Origin of the sequence: Rhizobium sp. FKL33 (genome assembly GCF_005222915.1) — a bacterium.
GTDB lineage: Bacteria > Pseudomonadota > Alphaproteobacteria > Rhizobiales > Rhizobiaceae > Rhizobium_E.
Genome location: NZ_STFX01000006.1, coordinates 104,541 through 121,382, shown reverse-complemented (window position 1 = coordinate 121,382; position 16,842 = coordinate 104,541). Strand labels below are relative to the sequence as shown.

At 62.1% G+C, this 16,842-nt stretch carries 17 protein-coding genes; 11 read left to right on the top strand and 6 right to left on the bottom strand.

All coding sequences use genetic code 11. From position 1 onward, the window contains the following. Nucleotides 1–8: 8 nt before the first annotated feature. Nucleotides 9–1,424 carry an ROK family protein gene (locus E8Q41_RS04225; protein ID WP_137154261.1) on the top strand — a complete coding sequence of 472 codons (1,416 nt, stop codon included), beginning with the start codon at nucleotides 9–11 and terminating at the stop codon, nucleotides 1,422–1,424. 34 nt (nucleotides 1,425–1,458) lie between these two features. Here the strand turns inward: E8Q41_RS04225 and E8Q41_RS04220 are convergent, their stop codons facing one another. Together E8Q41_RS04220 and E8Q41_RS04215 are read right to left on the bottom strand one after the other, a co-directional pair. After that, nucleotides 1,459–2,730: a D-tagatose-bisphosphate aldolase, class II, non-catalytic subunit gene (locus tag E8Q41_RS04220; protein WP_137154260.1), complete on the bottom strand. Its 1,272-nt coding sequence runs from the start codon at nucleotides 2,728–2,730 to the stop codon at nucleotides 1,459–1,461. Continuing rightward, nucleotides 2,727–3,713: a sugar kinase gene (locus tag E8Q41_RS04215; protein WP_246660072.1), complete on the bottom strand. Its 987-nt coding sequence runs from the start codon at nucleotides 3,711–3,713 to the stop codon at nucleotides 2,727–2,729. Before E8Q41_RS04215 ends, E8Q41_RS04220 begins: the two co-directional genes overlap by 4 nt. A gap of 242 nt (nucleotides 3,714–3,955) precedes the next feature. Between E8Q41_RS04215 and E8Q41_RS04210 the strand changes: the two genes are divergently transcribed. After that, nucleotides 3,956–4,969 (top strand): LacI family DNA-binding transcriptional regulator, encoded by a 1,014-nt coding sequence (locus E8Q41_RS04210; RefSeq protein ID WP_137154400.1) that lies wholly within the window; start codon nucleotides 3,956–3,958, stop codon nucleotides 4,967–4,969. A 125-nt stretch (nucleotides 4,970–5,094) separates the two neighbouring features. Further along, a complete protein-coding gene (locus tag E8Q41_RS04205; RefSeq protein WP_205910361.1) occupies nucleotides 5,095–5,421 on the top strand; it encodes a hypothetical protein in 327 nt (108 codons plus the stop codon). A 159-nt stretch (nucleotides 5,422–5,580) separates the two neighbouring features. Here the strand turns inward: E8Q41_RS04205 and E8Q41_RS04200 are convergent, their stop codons facing one another. From E8Q41_RS04200 to E8Q41_RS04190, 3 genes are all read right to left on the bottom strand, one after another. Further along, on the bottom strand, nucleotides 5,581–7,470 hold the full coding sequence (locus tag E8Q41_RS04200) for an ATP-binding protein (protein WP_137154259.1): 1,890 nt from the start codon (nucleotides 7,468–7,470) through the stop codon (nucleotides 5,581–5,583). Beyond that, complete coding sequence (locus E8Q41_RS04195; RefSeq protein ID WP_137154258.1) at nucleotides 7,467–8,144, bottom strand: response regulator transcription factor; 678 nt, start codon at nucleotides 8,142–8,144, stop codon at nucleotides 7,467–7,469. The genes E8Q41_RS04200 and E8Q41_RS04195 overlap by 4 nt, the downstream gene beginning before the upstream one ends. Nucleotides 8,145–8,263: 119 nt before the next feature. Then, nucleotides 8,264–8,545 carry an EF-hand domain-containing protein gene (locus tag E8Q41_RS04190; protein WP_137154257.1) on the bottom strand — a complete coding sequence of 94 codons (282 nt, stop codon included), beginning with the start codon at nucleotides 8,543–8,545 and terminating at the stop codon, nucleotides 8,264–8,266. 392 nt (nucleotides 8,546–8,937) lie between these two features. Between E8Q41_RS04190 and E8Q41_RS04185 the strand changes: the two genes are divergently transcribed. The 8 genes from E8Q41_RS04185 (at nucleotide 8,938) to E8Q41_RS04150 (ending at nucleotide 16,032) form a co-directional block, all read left to right on the top strand. After that, the gene (locus tag E8Q41_RS04185) at nucleotides 8,938–10,296 is read left to right on the top strand and encodes an FAD/NAD(P)-binding protein (protein WP_137154256.1); all 1,359 of its coding nucleotides are present in this window, start codon (nucleotides 8,938–8,940) and stop codon (nucleotides 10,294–10,296) included. Nucleotides 10,297–10,347: 51 nt separating this feature from the next. Beyond that, a complete protein-coding gene (locus tag E8Q41_RS04180; protein ID WP_137154255.1) occupies nucleotides 10,348–10,812 on the top strand; it encodes an Rrf2 family transcriptional regulator in 465 nt (154 codons plus the stop codon). 177 nt (nucleotides 10,813–10,989) lie between these two features. Beyond that, the gene (locus tag E8Q41_RS04175) at nucleotides 10,990–11,958 is read left to right on the top strand and encodes an aliphatic sulfonate ABC transporter substrate-binding protein (RefSeq protein ID WP_137154398.1); all 969 of its coding nucleotides are present in this window, start codon (nucleotides 10,990–10,992) and stop codon (nucleotides 11,956–11,958) included. 24 nt (nucleotides 11,959–11,982) lie between these two features. Next, nucleotides 11,983–12,939, top strand: coding sequence for an aliphatic sulfonate ABC transporter substrate-binding protein (locus tag E8Q41_RS04170; RefSeq protein WP_137154254.1), 957 nt, complete (start codon nucleotides 11,983–11,985; stop codon nucleotides 12,937–12,939). 23 nt (nucleotides 12,940–12,962) lie between these two features. Continuing rightward, a complete protein-coding gene (gene ssuD, locus E8Q41_RS04165) occupies nucleotides 12,963–14,138 on the top strand; it encodes an FMNH2-dependent alkanesulfonate monooxygenase (protein ID WP_137154253.1) in 1,176 nt (391 codons plus the stop codon). Between the two features lie 126 nt (nucleotides 14,139–14,264). Next, nucleotides 14,265–15,035 (top strand): aliphatic sulfonate ABC transporter permease SsuC, encoded by a 771-nt coding sequence (ssuC, locus tag E8Q41_RS04160; protein ID WP_246660078.1) that lies wholly within the window; start codon nucleotides 14,265–14,267, stop codon nucleotides 15,033–15,035. Between the two features lie 10 nt (nucleotides 15,036–15,045). Continuing rightward, the gene (locus E8Q41_RS04155) at nucleotides 15,046–15,837 is read left to right on the top strand and encodes an ATP-binding cassette domain-containing protein (protein WP_137154251.1); all 792 of its coding nucleotides are present in this window, start codon (nucleotides 15,046–15,048) and stop codon (nucleotides 15,835–15,837) included. A 12-nt stretch (nucleotides 15,838–15,849) separates the two neighbouring features. Beyond that, the gene (locus E8Q41_RS04150) at nucleotides 15,850–16,032 is read left to right on the top strand and encodes a hypothetical protein (RefSeq protein ID WP_137154250.1); all 183 of its coding nucleotides are present in this window, start codon (nucleotides 15,850–15,852) and stop codon (nucleotides 16,030–16,032) included. Between the two features lie 177 nt (nucleotides 16,033–16,209). Here the strand turns inward: E8Q41_RS04150 and E8Q41_RS04145 are convergent, their stop codons facing one another. Beyond that, nucleotides 16,210–16,740, bottom strand: a complete 531-nt coding sequence (locus tag E8Q41_RS04145; RefSeq protein WP_137154249.1) for a flavin reductase family protein — start codon at nucleotides 16,738–16,740, stop codon at nucleotides 16,210–16,212. Nucleotides 16,741–16,842: the final 102 nt, after the last annotated feature.

Genomic DNA, 16,842 nt, shown 5'->3' with positions numbered 1-16,842 from the left:
AGGCCGGCATGGCGGATGAGGCTATCGGCCTTGACATCGGCGGCACGCGCATGCGCGCCGCCCGGATCAGCGCGGACGGCGTGATCCTCGACAAGAAAATCGTCGAGGGTTGCCGCGAGCCGGGCCGCGCGCTCGACATGTTCTGCGACCTCATACGCGAGTTCGACGGACCCAATGTGCGCGCGATCGGCATTGGCGTGCCGGGACGGGTCGACGCACGCAGCGGCGCGGTGCTTTCCGGCGGTTTTCTCGATCTTTCCAGCGTCGATGTAAAGGGCCGGATCGAACGGGACTTCGGCCGCCACGTTCGCATCGAGAATGATTGCTCGATGGCGCTGATCACCGAAGCGCGGGTCGGCGCCGCCAAAGGGCTCGCCAATGTGGTGATGCTGACGATCGGCACCGGCATCGGCGGCGCGGCGATGCTGGACGGCCGCATCGTCAACGGCAAGCAGGCCGCCGGCCAACTCGGCCATGTCGTGGTGCAGGCCGATGGCCCGGTCTGCGTCTGCGGACAGGCCGGTTGCGTGGAACTCTATTCCTCGGGCACCGCGCTCGGACGACTGACGGTGGAAGCCGGGTTGCCGTCCGGTCTCCGTTGCGAGGAGATCCTGGAAAACGCGGCATCCGGCGATGAGCCTTATCGGGTCTTGCTCGAACGCTGGGCCAAGCCCTTGCGGGCGGCGATCAATACGCTGTCGGCAACATTCGATCCTGATGTTTTGCTGCTCGGCGGCGGGCTTGGGGGATGCGCGGTCGGCGCGCTGCATTTCGCGCCGGCGATCGGCCGATGGTATCAGACGCCGGTCCGGGCCGCGGCGCTCGGCGATGACGCCGGCATGATCGGCGCGGGGCTTGCCGCGCTTGAGCTTGCCGGACCGCGCCGCATGGGCAAGAGGGTCGTGCTCGTCAATGGCGTGCCGGCCTCCGGCAAAAGTCGGGTTGCCTCGCAAGTTGCAGATCGCCTGGGCTGGCAGATGCTGTCGCTCGACATGGTCAAGAACCCGTTCTTGGCCGAACTCGACGATGTCGATCGATTGTTCAACCGCAGGCTCGGCAAGGCGAGTTATCGGGCGATCTGGGATATCGTTGCGGCCGCGCCGCCTGGTGCCGGCTTCGTCATCGACGCCTGGTTCGGGTTCCAGCCTCTGGAGCAACTCGATGACTATCTGGCGTCATCGGGCGTGGATGGCCTGGCCGAACTCTGGTGTTCGGCGCCGCCCGAGGTCATCGGCGAGCGATACCGCGCGCGATTGTCTGATCGTTTGCCCGGACATCCCGGCGAAAGCTATGTGCCTGAGTTGATCGACTTGGCGCGGCGCGCGGCGCCCACAGGGCGGGCGCCGTCGCTGGCGATCGACACCACGGCGCCACTTGATGAGGCGAAGACACTACTGTGGCTATCCGAAACGCTGAAGATGTGATCGACGCGCCGCCTTCTGGGCGGCGCTGACAACGTCACGCGGGATTGCCCGCCGCCTCTTCATAAAGGCTCACCACCTGATCGACGGCGGCGATGAGAATGTCTTCCATCGCTTGCGATGCAAGAGACAATGGCAGCGTCGGAAGATATTGACGAAACAGGGTTTCGGGTATCGTCCGACCTGACAAGGCCTGACGCAGGTCTTCGACTGCTGCTTGGGCCTCGGGCCGGTTCCAGTAATAGCGGATACGGTCGCTGTAGCTGTAGTGGCGCTGCAAAGCGATCGCAGTGTCGTCGCCGTGATAATGTCCGCGCCAATCTCCGGGATCGGCTGTCAGCAGCGCCTCCATCCGGTCGCGCAGGCGCCGGCCGCCATAGTCGGGAGCGAGTTCTGCCGCGATCATATCCAGCGCATAAAGCGCCTCGCGATAGGCGAAGGTCAGCCAGGGGCCGACTTTCAGGATCGGGAAACCGTCCAGGACGAGGTCCCTCAACGCTGGCCCGGATTGATAATCGGTCGAATGGGCCTCGAACACCAGATTGGGGTGGTGGTTCAGCACGGCGGCGAGGTTTGCGGCTTTGTCCCGGTCATAGGCGATGACATTGTCGCTGCCGAATTCGACGCCCGGCTGCACCACGAATGCGATGACGCACGAAAAGGCGGCGGTCAATCCAGCTTTCTCAAACAATTCCCGATGATAGGCGATGGTCGCCTCGGCGGCTCCCGGACGGGTCGGCTCCACGCTGTCGAGAACATGGTCGGCGCCGCCCGGCACAGGCACTTCTGTGCCAAGCACATAAAGCGGCTTGGGCAGTCCTAACCGAGTTGCCGCGGCTTCCGCCACAGCGCAGAGGCGCGCAGCTCGTTCGGCAATCACGCTTTCGGCAAGCGCTGCCGGTTCGCCCGCGCAGGCCATCGACGTATCCAGATGCAGCTTGCTGAAACCGGCCGCCACATAGGCCTCCACCATGGCCTCCGCCTTGGCCATGGCGATGGAAGGCTCTTCGCCGCGCCAGGGATTGGGACCCAGATGATCGCCGCCGAGAATGACCTGTTCGAAAGCCAGTCCTTCCTCACGGCAGATGCTCTCGACGAAAGCGCGGAAGTCGGCGGGCGTCATGCCGGTATAGCCGCCCAGATGATTGACTTGATTGCAGGTGGCCTCGATCAGAACCTGTCTATCGCCCTTTTTCGCCCGGCGAATGGCGGCGCGCAGAACGGTGGGGTGTGCGGAGCAGATCGAGGCGATGCCGAAGGGGCGGCCATCACGCCGGGCCTCGGCCAGTTGCAGCAGAAGCGCGCTCATGGGTTTTTCTGACTTTCCTGGCTGGCGATGAAAGCATCGAGGTCGGCGAAGCTGCAGGTTCCTTCCATCGGCCCGCGCCGCGTGACTGTCAAAGCGCCGGCGGCATTGGCGTAGCGCAGCGATTGCTCCGCCGGCAGGCCCTTCCGGCGGCAGGTGAGATAGGTCGCGCCGAAGCAATCTCCGGCCCCGGTCGGATCCAGTTCCTCGACGACAAAGGCCATGCGATCAATGCGGCCTTGAGCAGAGAAGACGCTCGCGCCCCCCTTGCCGCGCTTGACTGCGATCTCGGTCGCGCCCCGCGCCAGAAGCGTTTCGATCGCTTTGTCTTCCTGGGCGACGCCAGCCGCCATGAACAATTCCTCGCCAGACGGCATAAGAAGATCGGCTTCGGCCAGCACCGCGTCCAGCGCCTCGCGCCCCTGCCCACCGCCCAGCAATTCCTTGCGGACATTGGGATCGAGGGAGACGGAACCGCCCCTGCCCTTCACGACGCGGAGAGCTTCGAGAACGATCGGGCCGATGCCGGAAATGGCGAAGGCAGACCCCATGACATGCAGATGTCCGGCGCGGGAGATCAGAGATTTGGCCGCTTCCGTCATGGCGACATGGCCGGCGGCGGAGCGAGCGATGTTGAACACGAAGTCGCGCGAGCCATCGGCGCGATAGCGCACGAAGGCGGAGCCGGTGGTCTGGTCGGCAAGGACAGCGATCGCTGATACATCCGCACCATCTGCCTTTAACCGCTCGATATTCAGCCAGCCGAAATCATCGTCGCCAACAGCGGCGATGATGCCGCAGGCCCCACCGAGTTTGGCGACCTGGTCGATGAAGATCGCCGGCGCGCCGCTTGGGAATGGGCCGATCAACGTCTGTGGCGCTCGAAACCCCTCCCCTGTCGTCGTCGCCATGATCTCCACCAGGATTTCGCCTATGGTGATGGTCGGACCGAGAGCCTCGTCCGCAATTCCAGATGATGCGCTCAAGGCCTGCCTCCCATGCCGGATGAGCTAGATGTCCGGGCATCTAAAGCCGGGCGCCGCCTGAGGTCAATCAAAATTTACGCGCGTAAATATTTCGATGTATGGTCCTGGGCGCGGACAGAAAGGTTCGAGGTCTTGGGGGAGCGGAGGCGCCGAATAAACTGGACATGCGCCAAGTGAGCGCATTAGTTTCTGCGCGGCGGGGTGAAAATCAGGAAGACATTTTGGCCGAGTCCATCAAGACCATGGAGGAGTTTTCGCACTTTGTCGGCCTGTCCCGGCCGACCGTGTCGAAATATTTCCACGACCCCGCTTCGGTCCGAAAGACGACGCGCGCAAAAATCGAGGAGGCGCTTGCCAGATCCGGCTATAAGCCCAATCTGTTCGCCGTCAATCTCAACCGTCGGCGCAGCAATATTCTCGGCGTGATCATACCCAATGCATTGGATCCTTTTTTCATGGCGCTCGTGCGCCGGATCGAGCAGGTTGCGGCCGAGGCTGGTTTCCTGGCGTTCATCCTGTCGTCGGATGGCCGCATCGAAAAGCAGGAACAGGCGATTGCGACGCTCTCGTCGCTGAATGTCGCCGGCGCCATTGTCGCGCCGACCGGCCATGGAGGCAGCGGCAAGGCGCTGGAGAAGCTGCGCCGCGCTATTCCCGTGGTGCATGTCGATGCGCCGCCGGACCTGGACGCGGCCTTTGTCGGCACCGACAACAGCAAGAGTTTCGCCCTCATCGTCGATTATCTCTGTCGCAGCGGCGAAGCGCCGGCGTTTTTCGGTATGCCCCGCGTCAATCTCAACGCCGATGATCGCCGCGACGCCTATATCGAGGCGATGACGGCGCAGGGAAGGACGCCTGTTCTCGTCGATTTACCCGCGCAGTCCACCTGGGATTTCGAACAGTTCGGCTTTGAACAGGCGACCGAAATCCTGAATCGGCGAGGCTTTCCCAGCCGCACGCTGGTCTGCGCCAATGACCGCATCGCCTTTGGCGTGGTCTCGGCGGCCTGGCGGCATGGGCTCAAGATCGGCCATGGACCGGCCTTCGACCTCCGGATCGCCGGTCATGACGACCATCCGCTGTCCCGTTACACTTGTCCGCCGCTAACGACGGTGGCGCAGGACTATGCGCAGATCGGCTCTCTTGCGATTGCGCTTCTCTTGAAAAAGCTCGGGGAGGCTGATGGCGATGACATCAGACTGTCGCGTGACAGAATCCTTCTGGATGGCGCGCTGATGCTGAGGCAATCGGCCTGAGCTTTTCGTCGTTGCGCTGGCATCCCCCATGTTCATGGCATTCACCCTGGGTGAAGGTGGAGGCAATGTCGTCTCAGGAAACAGACCGGGCGCTGTCGCGCTTCGGCGTTATCGGAGGCATGAACATGAAACGGATTGGCGCCATGGCGGGAACTGCCGCCCTCTTCGCCTTGTCCACCCTGGCGGGCGGGCTGTTGAATTTTTCTCTGCCGCAGGAAGCCCATGCGGTCGTCTATTGCAAGGCCGTCGGCGTCCCGAAGGGATGCGTCGTCAGGCCGGCCCCGGCCGCGATCTATTGCACCCGGCCCGGTTATCCCGTCGGCTGCGTGGGGCGTCCGGGCGCTGCGGCGGTCCGTTGCACGCGGCCGGGGTTCCCAGCGGGTTGCGCGGCGGGGCGCGTTCGGTCGCCCGTCAATCGCGGCGGCCCCGTCAATCGCATCGGCGTGCGGTGACGCGACAATCATGCGGGATCTGCCGTTCCAGATCCCGTTACCGGCGGGCCGTCCCTGCCGGGCTGCCGGCGCCGAAAGGACGCGCTCCGCCTCTGGCTGCGATGGAGTCCCCCACCTCCACGCCGGCAGTTGCCCTTTCTTGAGAACCCGCGTGCTCGATCAGGCCGGTGACGGCTCATTGGGAAAACTCTCGGGCAGTGCGAGGTCGACCGAGACGCCGTAGACGTCGCTCTCGATCGTCAGCGTCGCGCCACAGAGCGCGGCTCGCTTTCGCATGTTCGCGAGGCCGAATTTACCCGGCGGGTTGGACTGTGCCTCGCCGAGCCCCCGCCCATCGTCGCGCACCGTGATGTGGATTCTAGCCCGCTCTCCGGCTTTTTGTTCGGTGCGAAGGATGATCGAGATCGTCGCGGCGCCGGAATGGCGCACCGCATTGGTGACCGCTTCATCGAGAAGGCGCATGATCTGGATCATGTGCCAGGGACGGAGGTCGGGGAAAGTCAGATCCGAAGGTTTCGCCCGCACCTGCCAATCGAGCGCGATGCCATGCACCCTCAGATGCTGGGCGGTCCGCTCTCGCCATGAGGCGAGCGCCAGCAGAAGGTCGCCTTCGACATCCTCCATCGCATCGATCACGAGTCTCAGATCACGCAGCGCCGCCCGGGCGGCCTCTCCCGTCGGCACTGCCCCCTCGTGATCCTGTTCGCTGAGCGCCACGATCCGGACGAGTTGGCCGCCCAAACCATCGTGCAGGTCGCGCATCAGTCTTTCACGTTCGGCGGATAGCGCCTCGGCGCGCTTGCGCGCTTCTTCGCGGGCGAAACTCTGTTTGAGTTTCTCTTCGGCCTCGGCGATCTTGACGATCAGTTGCTGGGCGAAGCCGTCGATCTTGCGCAGGGCCTGGACGAAACGCGCCGCGAGCAGGATACCGCAGGCGATGAGCATGGCGGAATAGGCCTGGACAGAAAAATAGTATTTCGGGCCGGGCAACAGGTTCATAAGCGTCGCGGCGTCATGGAGAACCGTGACGATAATAATCGTCATCGCCGAACCAAAAATATAGGTCTCCTTGCCTCCCCCGGCGATCGCGGCGCGTGCGAGAATCACCGCGATGATCCCGGCCTGGAAGAGCACGGTCGGCGGACCGAGCAGCAGGAAAGCGAACTTGGTCGCGGTGTCTCCGCCGGCCAGCGACAGAAGCGGAATGAGAACTCCCGGCAAAAAGAGCAGAGGCTGCCAGCCGGGCTGCTTTCGCCCGAGAAAGGCGTAGGCGAACGAGACGAACAGCGCGCTTTCGAACACCACGAGCATGCCGATATAGGGCAGAGCGGCTGCGGAATTGTAGTCGAGAAAGGCGAGGCGGCCGGCGCCGACCAGCAGCGCCAGCGTCAGGAAGCCATAGTCGTATTCGAGCGGCCGACTGGCCCAGATCATCGCCAGGATCAGGCCGAGCAGCACGCGCCAGGCGGAAAAGATCTGCGGCAGGACGACGAACAGTTTTGTTCGCGTGTTGAAGGCTGGCCGCAATTCGCTTTCCGGTCCGGCATAGACGGCTTCGAGATGTTTGGAGATCGGCGGATCGGCGCGCACCAGGATATCGAGCTGGTTTTGTCCTGTTTTCAGCACGGCGGACGGGATGGTTGCAATCAGCGGCAGATTGAGCTGCGCCTTTCCGGCGCTCAGGCCGACGCCGCTATTGCCGATCTCGTTGCCGTTGACCAGCACTGCCGCATCGACGAGAAATCTGGGCAGGAAAACCGCCCATGGGCCGGCTCCGGGCGAATATGTGAACTGGGTGCGATAGCGGATTTCCGCCTCGTCGCCTTTCGGCGAGGAGAAATCGGGCAGGTCGACCGTTTGCTCCGCACCGCCTGCGGCTATGCGCGACACCGGGTTCAGCGCAAATTTCTCAGGCGGCGCCGGAAGGGGAAGGCTGAAACAGGCCATCGCGATCAGTGCGACCAGCATCTGCAGTCCGAGATAGAGTGCGGCGCTGGCGAGCCGGCTCCGTCCATGGATGCGGTTTTGCTCGCCTGCGCTGGAACTCATAGCTTGATCAGGCCCTGCTGAACGGCTTCAAACACCGCCTCCCCACGCGTATTGACCTCCAGCTTGCGATAGATGTTCTTGATATGGCCGGGCACGGTCTGGCGAGAAATGCCGAGATGGTCGGCGATATCGGAATAGCTGAAGCCCTTGGCTATGCCCCAGAGAATGTCGATCTCGCGCGGCGTCAGTTTGGCCGTGTTGAGCGGCAGCGGCGTCTTGCGTCCCGAACCCTGTGAATGGCGGACGATGAAGCGGGCGATGGACGCGGAAATCGGGGAATGCCCTTTGACCAGATCGCGCACGGTCGCCACGACATCCGCCGGGAAAGCATCTTTCAGGAGATAACCGTTGGCGCCGGAGGTGATCGCGGCGATCACGCTTTCCTCGTCGCCGAGAATGGAGATCACCATGATTTCGGCGTCGGGATATTTTGCGCGCACAGAGCGGATGATGTCGATGCCGCTCCCGTCCGGCAGCCGGAGGTCGCTGAGCAGGACCCTGACCGGGTTTGCCGCCAGACAGGACCTGGCCTCGGCGAGCGTGCCGGCCTCTTCCACCAGGAATTCAGGGGCGGTGCGCAGGGCGTCGCAGACACGCCAGCGCACCGCGGCGTCATCCTCGACCACGAGCACCCGGATCAGGTCCTGATCGCGATCCCGTTTCGATCCGTCCATTCGATCCCCCTGCGGCGGCGGCCGGATGCGCCGTCGCTTCCCTTTCTCCGCGCCATTCTGCAGCATCGCGAGGAGAGAGGAAAGGACGGCGCGCATTCAGCGTGGCGGCGTGATATGCCTCAGCGCATTGCGGCGATTTCGTTCTTGGTGACAAGGCCGTCCTTGTTCTTGTCGACGCGGGCGAAGGCCTTGGCGTAGAACTGGTTGGCCTGGATTTTCTTGGCGTTCGGTTTCCCCGCAGCGGCTGCTGCGTCGATGAAGCCGGTGAATTCGGCGAGGTCGAGACCGCCGTCGCCATTGACGTCGACCTTGGCGAACACTTCCTGGGCATGCGCTGCGATCGGGCCGGCGGTCAGGGCGATTGCGAACAGGCTGGCGACGATGGCTTTGAACGTGGACATGGGAGCTCCTTGCGTCTGGCGTTTCAGGATGGATTCTTCTGAAGACGGATCTTGATCGATCGTCCTGACGCCAGACATAGATCAGAGCCGCGACAGCCACATGCCATGAACATGGGGGCTTTTCCGGCGGAAACGGTCGGCCTTTCGTCTCACGACACAAGATCCCCATCCGAACGCAGGCTTCGGACGAACACGCAGCCGGCGATGACCAGTTCACCCGTGACGGGTTTACCGGAAAGGATCTGTTCGATGGCGTCCGCACCCCGACCTTCAACTTTTACATGACCCTGATTTTTTCGGTCTCGGTATCGACTTTGGGATGGGTCAAGCTATCGCGTTGACAGCATCAATCCTTTAATCTACTAAATCCATAGACTAAAAGGATTGCGCATATGCAGATTGACGTCGCGATTATCGGCGGGGGCTTTTCGGCAGTCGCCACTGCACTGAATCTGATGGACTGCTTGAGCCCGTCAAACACAGTCGCAATCGTTGCGCCCAAGAAGGGTCTTGGGCGGGGCGTCGCCTTCAGCAGTCCAGAGGCGAGTCATCGCCTCAATGTGCCCGCCGGACGCATGAGCGCCTTGGCTGACAGGCCCGAGCATCTGTGCGATTGGTTGACGCGCGAAGGAACGGGTTTTGGAGCGGAAGACTTCATCCCGAGACGGTTATATGGTCTTTATCTCCAAGAGACATTGGCCGAGGGCATGCGTCGCGTCGACAACGGCGCTTGCATTGAATTGATTGACGCCGAGGTTCTGGATTGCGAACGTTTGGACGACGAAGAGCAGGTTTTCTACCTTAGCGACGGTCGCCGCCTTCGTGCTAGAAAGAGCGTCTTGTGCATTGGAGGAACGCCGGCCGGCTTGCCTCTGCCCATGGACAAGATCGCCCCGGAAGCGCGGGGACATCTATGCCTCAATGTCTGGGCGGATCGCTGGATCGAGCGCAGCGATCTTGGGGACGATGTCATGATGTTGGGCTCCGGCCTTACGATGATAGACCAAGTCCTGTCGTTGCGCGCGCGGGGTCACCGCGGCCGTATTCATATTCTGTCCCGGCATGGGTTGATCCCGTTGCCGCATCTGGTTCCCCGCACCAACCCTGTTGGACCTGTGCTTGAGCCAGGGGCCAAGCCGCTCAGCGCGATGATGCGCACCTTGCGCGACGCTGCTGCGCGAGCAGATGATTGGCGCAGCGTGGTGGATGGGGTCAGGCCGATCACCCAGGCGCTGTGGCAAGCTCTTTCGAAGACTGAAAAAAGCCGGTTTCTCAGGCATGCGAATGCATGGTGGAATATCCATCGCCATCGGGTAGCGCCCGACATGTGGGACAACTTCGAGGAGATGCGCGCCTCGGGCCAAGTCACCGTCACCGCTGGCTGGTTGCGAGACGTGTATGAGGCCGGTGGGAAAATACGCGCCGCCTATCTCGATCGGCATAACAGAACGCTGCGTCAGATGAGCGCCGACTGGCTCGTCAATTGCACCGGCATGGAGCGATGTTCGATCTCGAAGACGCCGTTGCTCAAGAAAATGTCTGCGCGCGGAATGATTGATGGCGACGGCCTGGGATTGGGCGTGGCGGTGGATCAGGATTCGCGGCTTCTGGCTTCGGACGGTTCGCCGAACGCGTCCGCCTTTGCTCTGGGTCCGATGACGATCGGCAGATTCTTCGAAATTTTCGCTGTTCCAGACATCCGGGTGCAGGCGGCGAATGTCGCGCGGCTTGTCGCCCGCGCGTTGATGTGACGCCGGCGCCCGGCGGCCCCGTCAAGCTTTGCTGATCCGAGGAGTAAAGTGATGTTGACCAAGAAAGGCAAATACGGCTTGAAGGCGATGCTCGCGCTCGCGTCTCTGCCCGAGGGCGCGATGGCCTTTTCCGCCGAGATCGCGCTGGCCGAGCGAATCCCGAAGAAATTTCTCGACACGATACTGCTCGAACTGCGTCGCAGCGGCCTCGTGCGATCACGGAAAGGACCGGCGGGAGGGTATGCCCTTGCACGCCCCGCCGCCGAAATCTCGATCGGCGCATGCATGCGCGTGCTGGATGGGCCCTTGGCGCCGATCGCCTGCGCCAGCCGCACAGCCTACTCGCCATGCGACGATTGCCAGGACATTGCCGCATGCCTGGTTCGAAGGGCGATGACCGAGGTCAGGGATGCGGTTTCTGAAATCCTGGATGCGCGGACCCTTGCCGATCTGTCGGAGGCGGGCTGGCATGCTTCGATCGGATCTCAGGAGCCGCTTTTGGCGAACGGGCGTTAGATCACTCTCGGATTGGATCGAGCCGGTTCGGGGATTTCCTTTCCAGCCAAGGGCTGGAGCCGCATGAAACGCTAGGAACGAATGTTCAGAGAATGGGTGAATTTTGGAATAAAATATTCTCGATAAAAAAGATAGATAATATAGACATAATAAGAATTCGCAAGGAGCTGACTGATGATGATCAACCGCCGCCAAACTCTTAAACTCGCCGCCGTCGGCGCTTCCACGCTTTACATGGCCCGAAGCGCCTCCGTCAGCGCATCGGAAGAAATCAAGTTGCGTATCGGCTGGCAGAAATTCGGCATTCTCGCGCTTGCGAAAAGCCGAGGCGTGCTGGAGGCGCGGCTAAAGGACAGGAATGTTTCGATCGAATGGTCAGAGTTCAATTCCGGTCCGCCACTCCTTGAAGCGCTGGGCGCCAATGCGATCGATTTTGGCCCCACCGGCGACGTACCGCCGCTCTTCGCCCAAGCCGCGGGCGGCAATCTGCTCTATGTCGGCACATACAAGCCGCCGGCGGCGTTTCATGGCCTGATTTTCAAGAAGAACTCGCCGGTCCAGAAGATCGAGGATCTCAAGGGTAGGAAGGTTGCCTATAAGCGCGGCTCATCGGCCCACAACTTCGCCTTCAAAGCGCTGGCCAAGGTCGGTCTGACGCCCGCTGATATCGAAAGCGTCGATCTGCCGCCGCCTGACGCCGCAGCCGCCTTCAAGAATGGTTCTGTCGACGCCTGGGCCATCTGGGATCCGTTCTTCGCTGTCGCCCAGTCCGATCCGGATACCCGTCTTCTGGTCACGTCGGAAGGCATCGTCGACGCCTGGGGCTATTTTCTCGGCAACGGCGATTTTGTCGCCGCCCATCCCGAACTTGTGGTCGAGATCCTTGAGGAACTGGCGAAACTCGGCCAGGTCGCTCAGGCGGATATCGACGGCACCGCCAAGGCGCTGTCCGACATTACCGGCGTCAAGGAAGCCATCACCAAGGTGACGCTGACCCGCGCCGGGTCCGATCTGTCAGCGGTGACGACGGTTTCGGATGCGGCTGTCGCGTATCAGCAGACGCTCGCCGACGACTTCTACTCCTACAAGGTTTTGCCGCGGCAACTGACGGTGAGCGACATCGTCTGGCGGCCGAAGCAATCCTGAATGCCCGCGTTATAGGAGAATGTCATGATCAGACGCAGACAATTCATCTCGTTGGCAGCAGCTGCAACTCTGCCGTTGCCGGGCGTCCTCAGGGCAGCCCCGGCGCTGAAAATCCGCTTGGGCTGGCAGAAAAATGGCGTTCTGGCCCTGGCCAAGGCGCAAGGCGCTCTCGAAACGCGCCTCGCTGGCAAAGGCGTCGACATTGCCTGGTCCGAGTTTTCGTCCGGTCCGCCGCTTCTTGAAGCGCTCGGCGCCGATGCGCTCGATTTCGGACCGACCGGCGATGTGCCTCCGCTCTTCGCCCAGGCCGCCGGCGGCAATCTCCTCTATGTCGGCGCCTATCAGAGCGCGGCCTCCGGTTCGGCGATCCTTGTTCACAAGGACAGCTCCATCGGGACTTTGGCCGATCTCAGGGGCAGAAAATTCGCTTTCAAGCGCGGCTCCTCGGCGCATAACTTCGCCGTCAAAGCCCTGCGCAAAGGCGGGCTGACCCCCGACGACGTGACGCCGGTCGATCTTCCGCCACCGGATGCGGCGGCGGCCTTCAAGACCGGCGCGGTCGACGCCTGGGCAATCTGGGATCCCTATTTCGCTGTCGCCGAACAAGATCCGCAGGCCCGCGTACTGGCGACAGCTGAAGGCATCGCCGAGAGCTGGAGCTTCTTCCTCGGCAACAGGGGCTTTACCGAAAGCCATCCGGACATTGTGCTCGAGATCATCGACGAACTGAAAAAGGTCGGCGTCGCCGCGCAGGCGGATATCGACAGAACCGTTCCCGCGCTTTCCGCCATTACCGGCGTGCCCGAGCCGGTCACCCGCAAGGTTCTCACCCGTCCGGGCTTCGATCTCGGCAAGGTCTATCTGCTGCCCAAGGAGGCGGAGACCTATCAACAGGCTCTTGCCGACGAATTCCATGACATCGGCGTTCTGCCTCGCAAGCTCAATATCAGCGATATCGTCTGGCGCCCCAAGGCCAGTTGACCCAATTTCCAAGGAGATAGACCATGTCCTCCCAATCCTCCCGTAAACCGCTCGATTTCCTCTGGTTCATTCCGACCTCAGGCGATGGCGCCTATCTCGGCTCAAATGACCTCGCCCGCCCCGCCGACCCCGCTTATCTCAAGGAGGTGGCGGTTGCCGCCGACCGGCTTGGCTATTCCGGCGTGCTGATCCCCACCGGCGTCGCCTGCGAAGAATCCTTCATTGTGGCGGCCGCACTCGCCCCGCTCACCGAGCGGTTGAAATTCCTCGTCGCCATCCGTCCAGGCGTCGCCTCTCCCGCCTATTACGCGCGTCTTGCCTCCACGCTCGATCGCGTTTCCAATGGTCGCCTGCTGCTCAATATCGTGGTGGGCGGCAGCGCACAGGAACTCGCAGGCGACGGTATTTTCCTGCCGCATGACGAACGCTATGATCATGCGGTGGAATTCTTCAAGGTGTTCAACGAGTTGCTTGCTACCGGCCGCTCGACGCTGGACGGCAAATATATCAAGGCGCATGACGCCCAGCTCGGTTTCCCGCCGATCCAGGATCCGCGTCCACCGCTCTATTTCGGCGGCTCTTCGGATGCTGCGATCGGCTTTTCGGCCGAACACACCGACAAATATCTGACCTGGGGCGAGACTCCGGCTCAGGTGGGCGAGAAGATCGAGCGCGTCCGCAAGGCAGCAGCCAGACATGGCCGCAAGGTCAGCTTCGGCATTCGCCTGCATTTCATCGTCCGCGAAACGGATGAAGAAGCCTGGGCGGCGGCCGATCGGCTGATTTCGCGCCTGCCGGAAGACGCGATCAACGAAGCGCGGGAACGCTTCACCAAACAGTCCGATTCCGTCGGCCAGGCACGGATGTGGGAATTGCATGGCGGTCGCCGCGACAAGCTGGAAGTCTCGCCCAATCTCTGGGCCGGCATCGGCCTTGTACGCTCGGGAGCCGGCACCGCGCTGGTCGGTTCCCCGCAAACGGTGGCCGCTCGCCTGCGTGAGTATCAGGATCTCGGCATCGATACGGTGATCGCCTCCGGCTATCCGCATCTCGAGGAGGCCTATCGGGTGTCGGAACTGCTGTTCCCCGAGCTTGGCATTGGCTTGCCGCATCATCGCCTGAAGACCTCTTTCGGTCAGACGCAGGTGTTCGGCGGCGGCGGCCATGGCGGCAATATCCGGCTCGTTTCCGGTTCCTAAATCCGATGGCGGGCGCGAGACGCGGTCTTGCGCCCTTCCCCTGTGACGAAAAGGAGAGCGTGAATGGCCTTGACAGAAACCCTGACCTCCCCGCGCGGCGCAGCGGCCGAGACGTCGCCAAAGCCCATGTTCGATCTATCCGGCCTGTCGGCTTTTCTGCCGTATCTTTTGCCCGTCTCTGTAGTGGCGCTCTGGCAGATCCTGTCTTCGATCGGGGTCATCTCAACCCGGATCATGCCGTCTCCGTTCGACGTGCTGCAGGCTTTCTGGGCGACCACGCTCTCGGGCGACCTGCCGCATGACATCACCGTCAGCGCCGCTCGCGCCGTCGCAGGCCTTCTCGTCGGCGGATCGATCGGTTTTCTGCTCGGCATCCTGAACGGCGTGTCCAGGCTTTCCGAGCAGCTGACCGACACCACATTGCAGATGCTCCGGACCATCCCGCATCTCGCCATGATTCCGCTGGTGATCCTGTGGTTCGGAATCGGCGAGGAATCGAAGCTTTTCCTCACCTCGCTCGGCGTGCTGTTTCCCGTCTATCTCAACACCTATCACGGCGTGCGCAATGTCGATCGCGATCTGATCGAAATGGGTCGCGTTTATGGGATGAGCGGCTTCACGCTGTTCCGGAACGTCATCTTCCCCGGCGCTCTGCCGTCGATCTTCGTGGGCCTACGCTATGCGCTCGGCATCATGTGGCTGACGCTGATCGTGTCCGAAACCATCGCCGCGTCCTCCGGCATCGGCCATATGGCCAATGAGGCGCGCGAGTTCATGATGACCGACATCGTCGTGCTCGCGCTCGTCATTTACGCGCTGCTGGGCAAGCTCGCCGATATTGCGGTGCGCTTTCTCGAGCGGACGGTTTTGTCGTGGAACCCGGCCTATCAACGATAAGGAGGCGGACATGGTCGCTCTTCATTCCAATAGTCGCATACCGGACCAACCAACGTCGCTTCCAGCCTCTCCTACGGCGGGCCTGCGGTTGAGCGGCATCGAAAAGGTCTTCGGGTCCAACCGTGTGCTGCGCGGCGTCGATCTCGACATCGAGCCCGGCTCTTTCGTCGCGATCATCGGCAAGAGCGGCTGCGGCAAGAGCACGTTGCTACGGATCCTGATGGGCTTGGAAGAACCGAGCGCGGGCCGGCTCGATTTCGTCGACCGCTCCGGCGCAACTGTCTCGCCCAACGCGCGCATCGTCTTTCAGGAGCCCCGCCTTCTGCCTTGGCGCACCGTGTTGGAAAACGTGGTCGTCGGCCTCGGCGCCAAAGGCGGCTTCGACGGCAGCGAAGTCCTGGCGCTTCAGGCGCTCAAGGCGGTGCAATTGTCGGAGAAGGCCGGCGACTGGCCGTCTCGTCTGTCCGGCGGCCAGCGCCAGCGCGTCGCGCTCGCCCGCGCGCTGGTCAGCCATCCCGGCTTCCTCACGCTCGACGAACCGCTCGGCGCGCTCGATGCGCTGACCCGCATTTCCATGCAGCAACTGCTCGCTCGGGTCTGGCGCGAACAGGGCTTCACCGCCGTTCTGGTCACGCATGACGTCGCCGAAGCCGTCTATCTCGCAGATCGCGTCATCGTTCTCGAAGACGGACGCATCAAAAAGGACGTTGAGGTTCCATTTCCCCATCCACGCGCGCATGGCTCGCGGGATCTGGCCGCAATCGAAAGCGAGCTTCTGGCCGCCATTCTCGGACACAACTGAAGGAGGACTGGCATGATCATGATGAATGGATTCACTTTGGGCTTCTTCTTCCCCAAGCAGGCGCGGTTCGTAAACGCTGCAGCCGAACCTCAGTCGCCACCGCCGACCGAAGCGTCGCGGCGAGAGGCCGAAACCACAACACGGGATCTGGAGATCGAATATTCTCCTTTCCTGCATATTCATCGGCGCTTCTGAGATTTCAGAGGTTCGCACCTCCTCGTTTCCCAACTGCCTCCCGACTTCCGCCCCGTTGGCGCCCCCGGTTCCCTTAGGGTTCCGGGTTTTTTTCCTTGGCCTGCCAAGCAGTGGCGCAAGAAAAAGGACCGCGAAACATGTGTCCCGCAGTCCTTCGTTTAATGTCTGCAAAAATCGTTAGACCAAGCGGGCATAGGCCCCGTTCTGATAGACCAGGGAGCGGCCCTCGCCTGCGAGCACCGCCACAGCGCGACCAATGATGATGGCGTGGCTGTGGCGTTCGATGACTTCTTCCACTTCGCAATCGACGGCCGACAGGGCGCTCGTCAGGACCGGCGCGCCGCTGACCAGCGTCGTCCACGCTGAACCTTCATAGCGCGCGGCGCCCTTGGCGCCGCCAACGCCGGCGAAACGGTCGGCGATCGATTGCTGATTTTCTCCGAGCACATTGACCGAGAAGTGACCGTAGCGGGCGATGACGGGCCAGGTGGAGGAATTGCGGTTTATACTGACGATCATGGTCGGCGGCTCCATCGATAGTCCCGTCGCGGACGTGACCGTCGCACCCGTGCGGTCTTCGCCGCGACCCGCGGCGATCACACAGACGCCGCCTGCCAATTGCCGCAGAGCGCGCTTCACATTGGCCGCTTCCGGACCGAGAAAGTCTTGGTTGTCAAAGGGGTGGGTGGTGAGCTGGGCGATCGTCATGACAAACTCCGTTCTTGCGCGCTGTAGGGCGAATGAACCTCACCCTAAATCAACAAAAGCTATTGTCAATAATATATATAGAATATATGTGTTTATGAAACA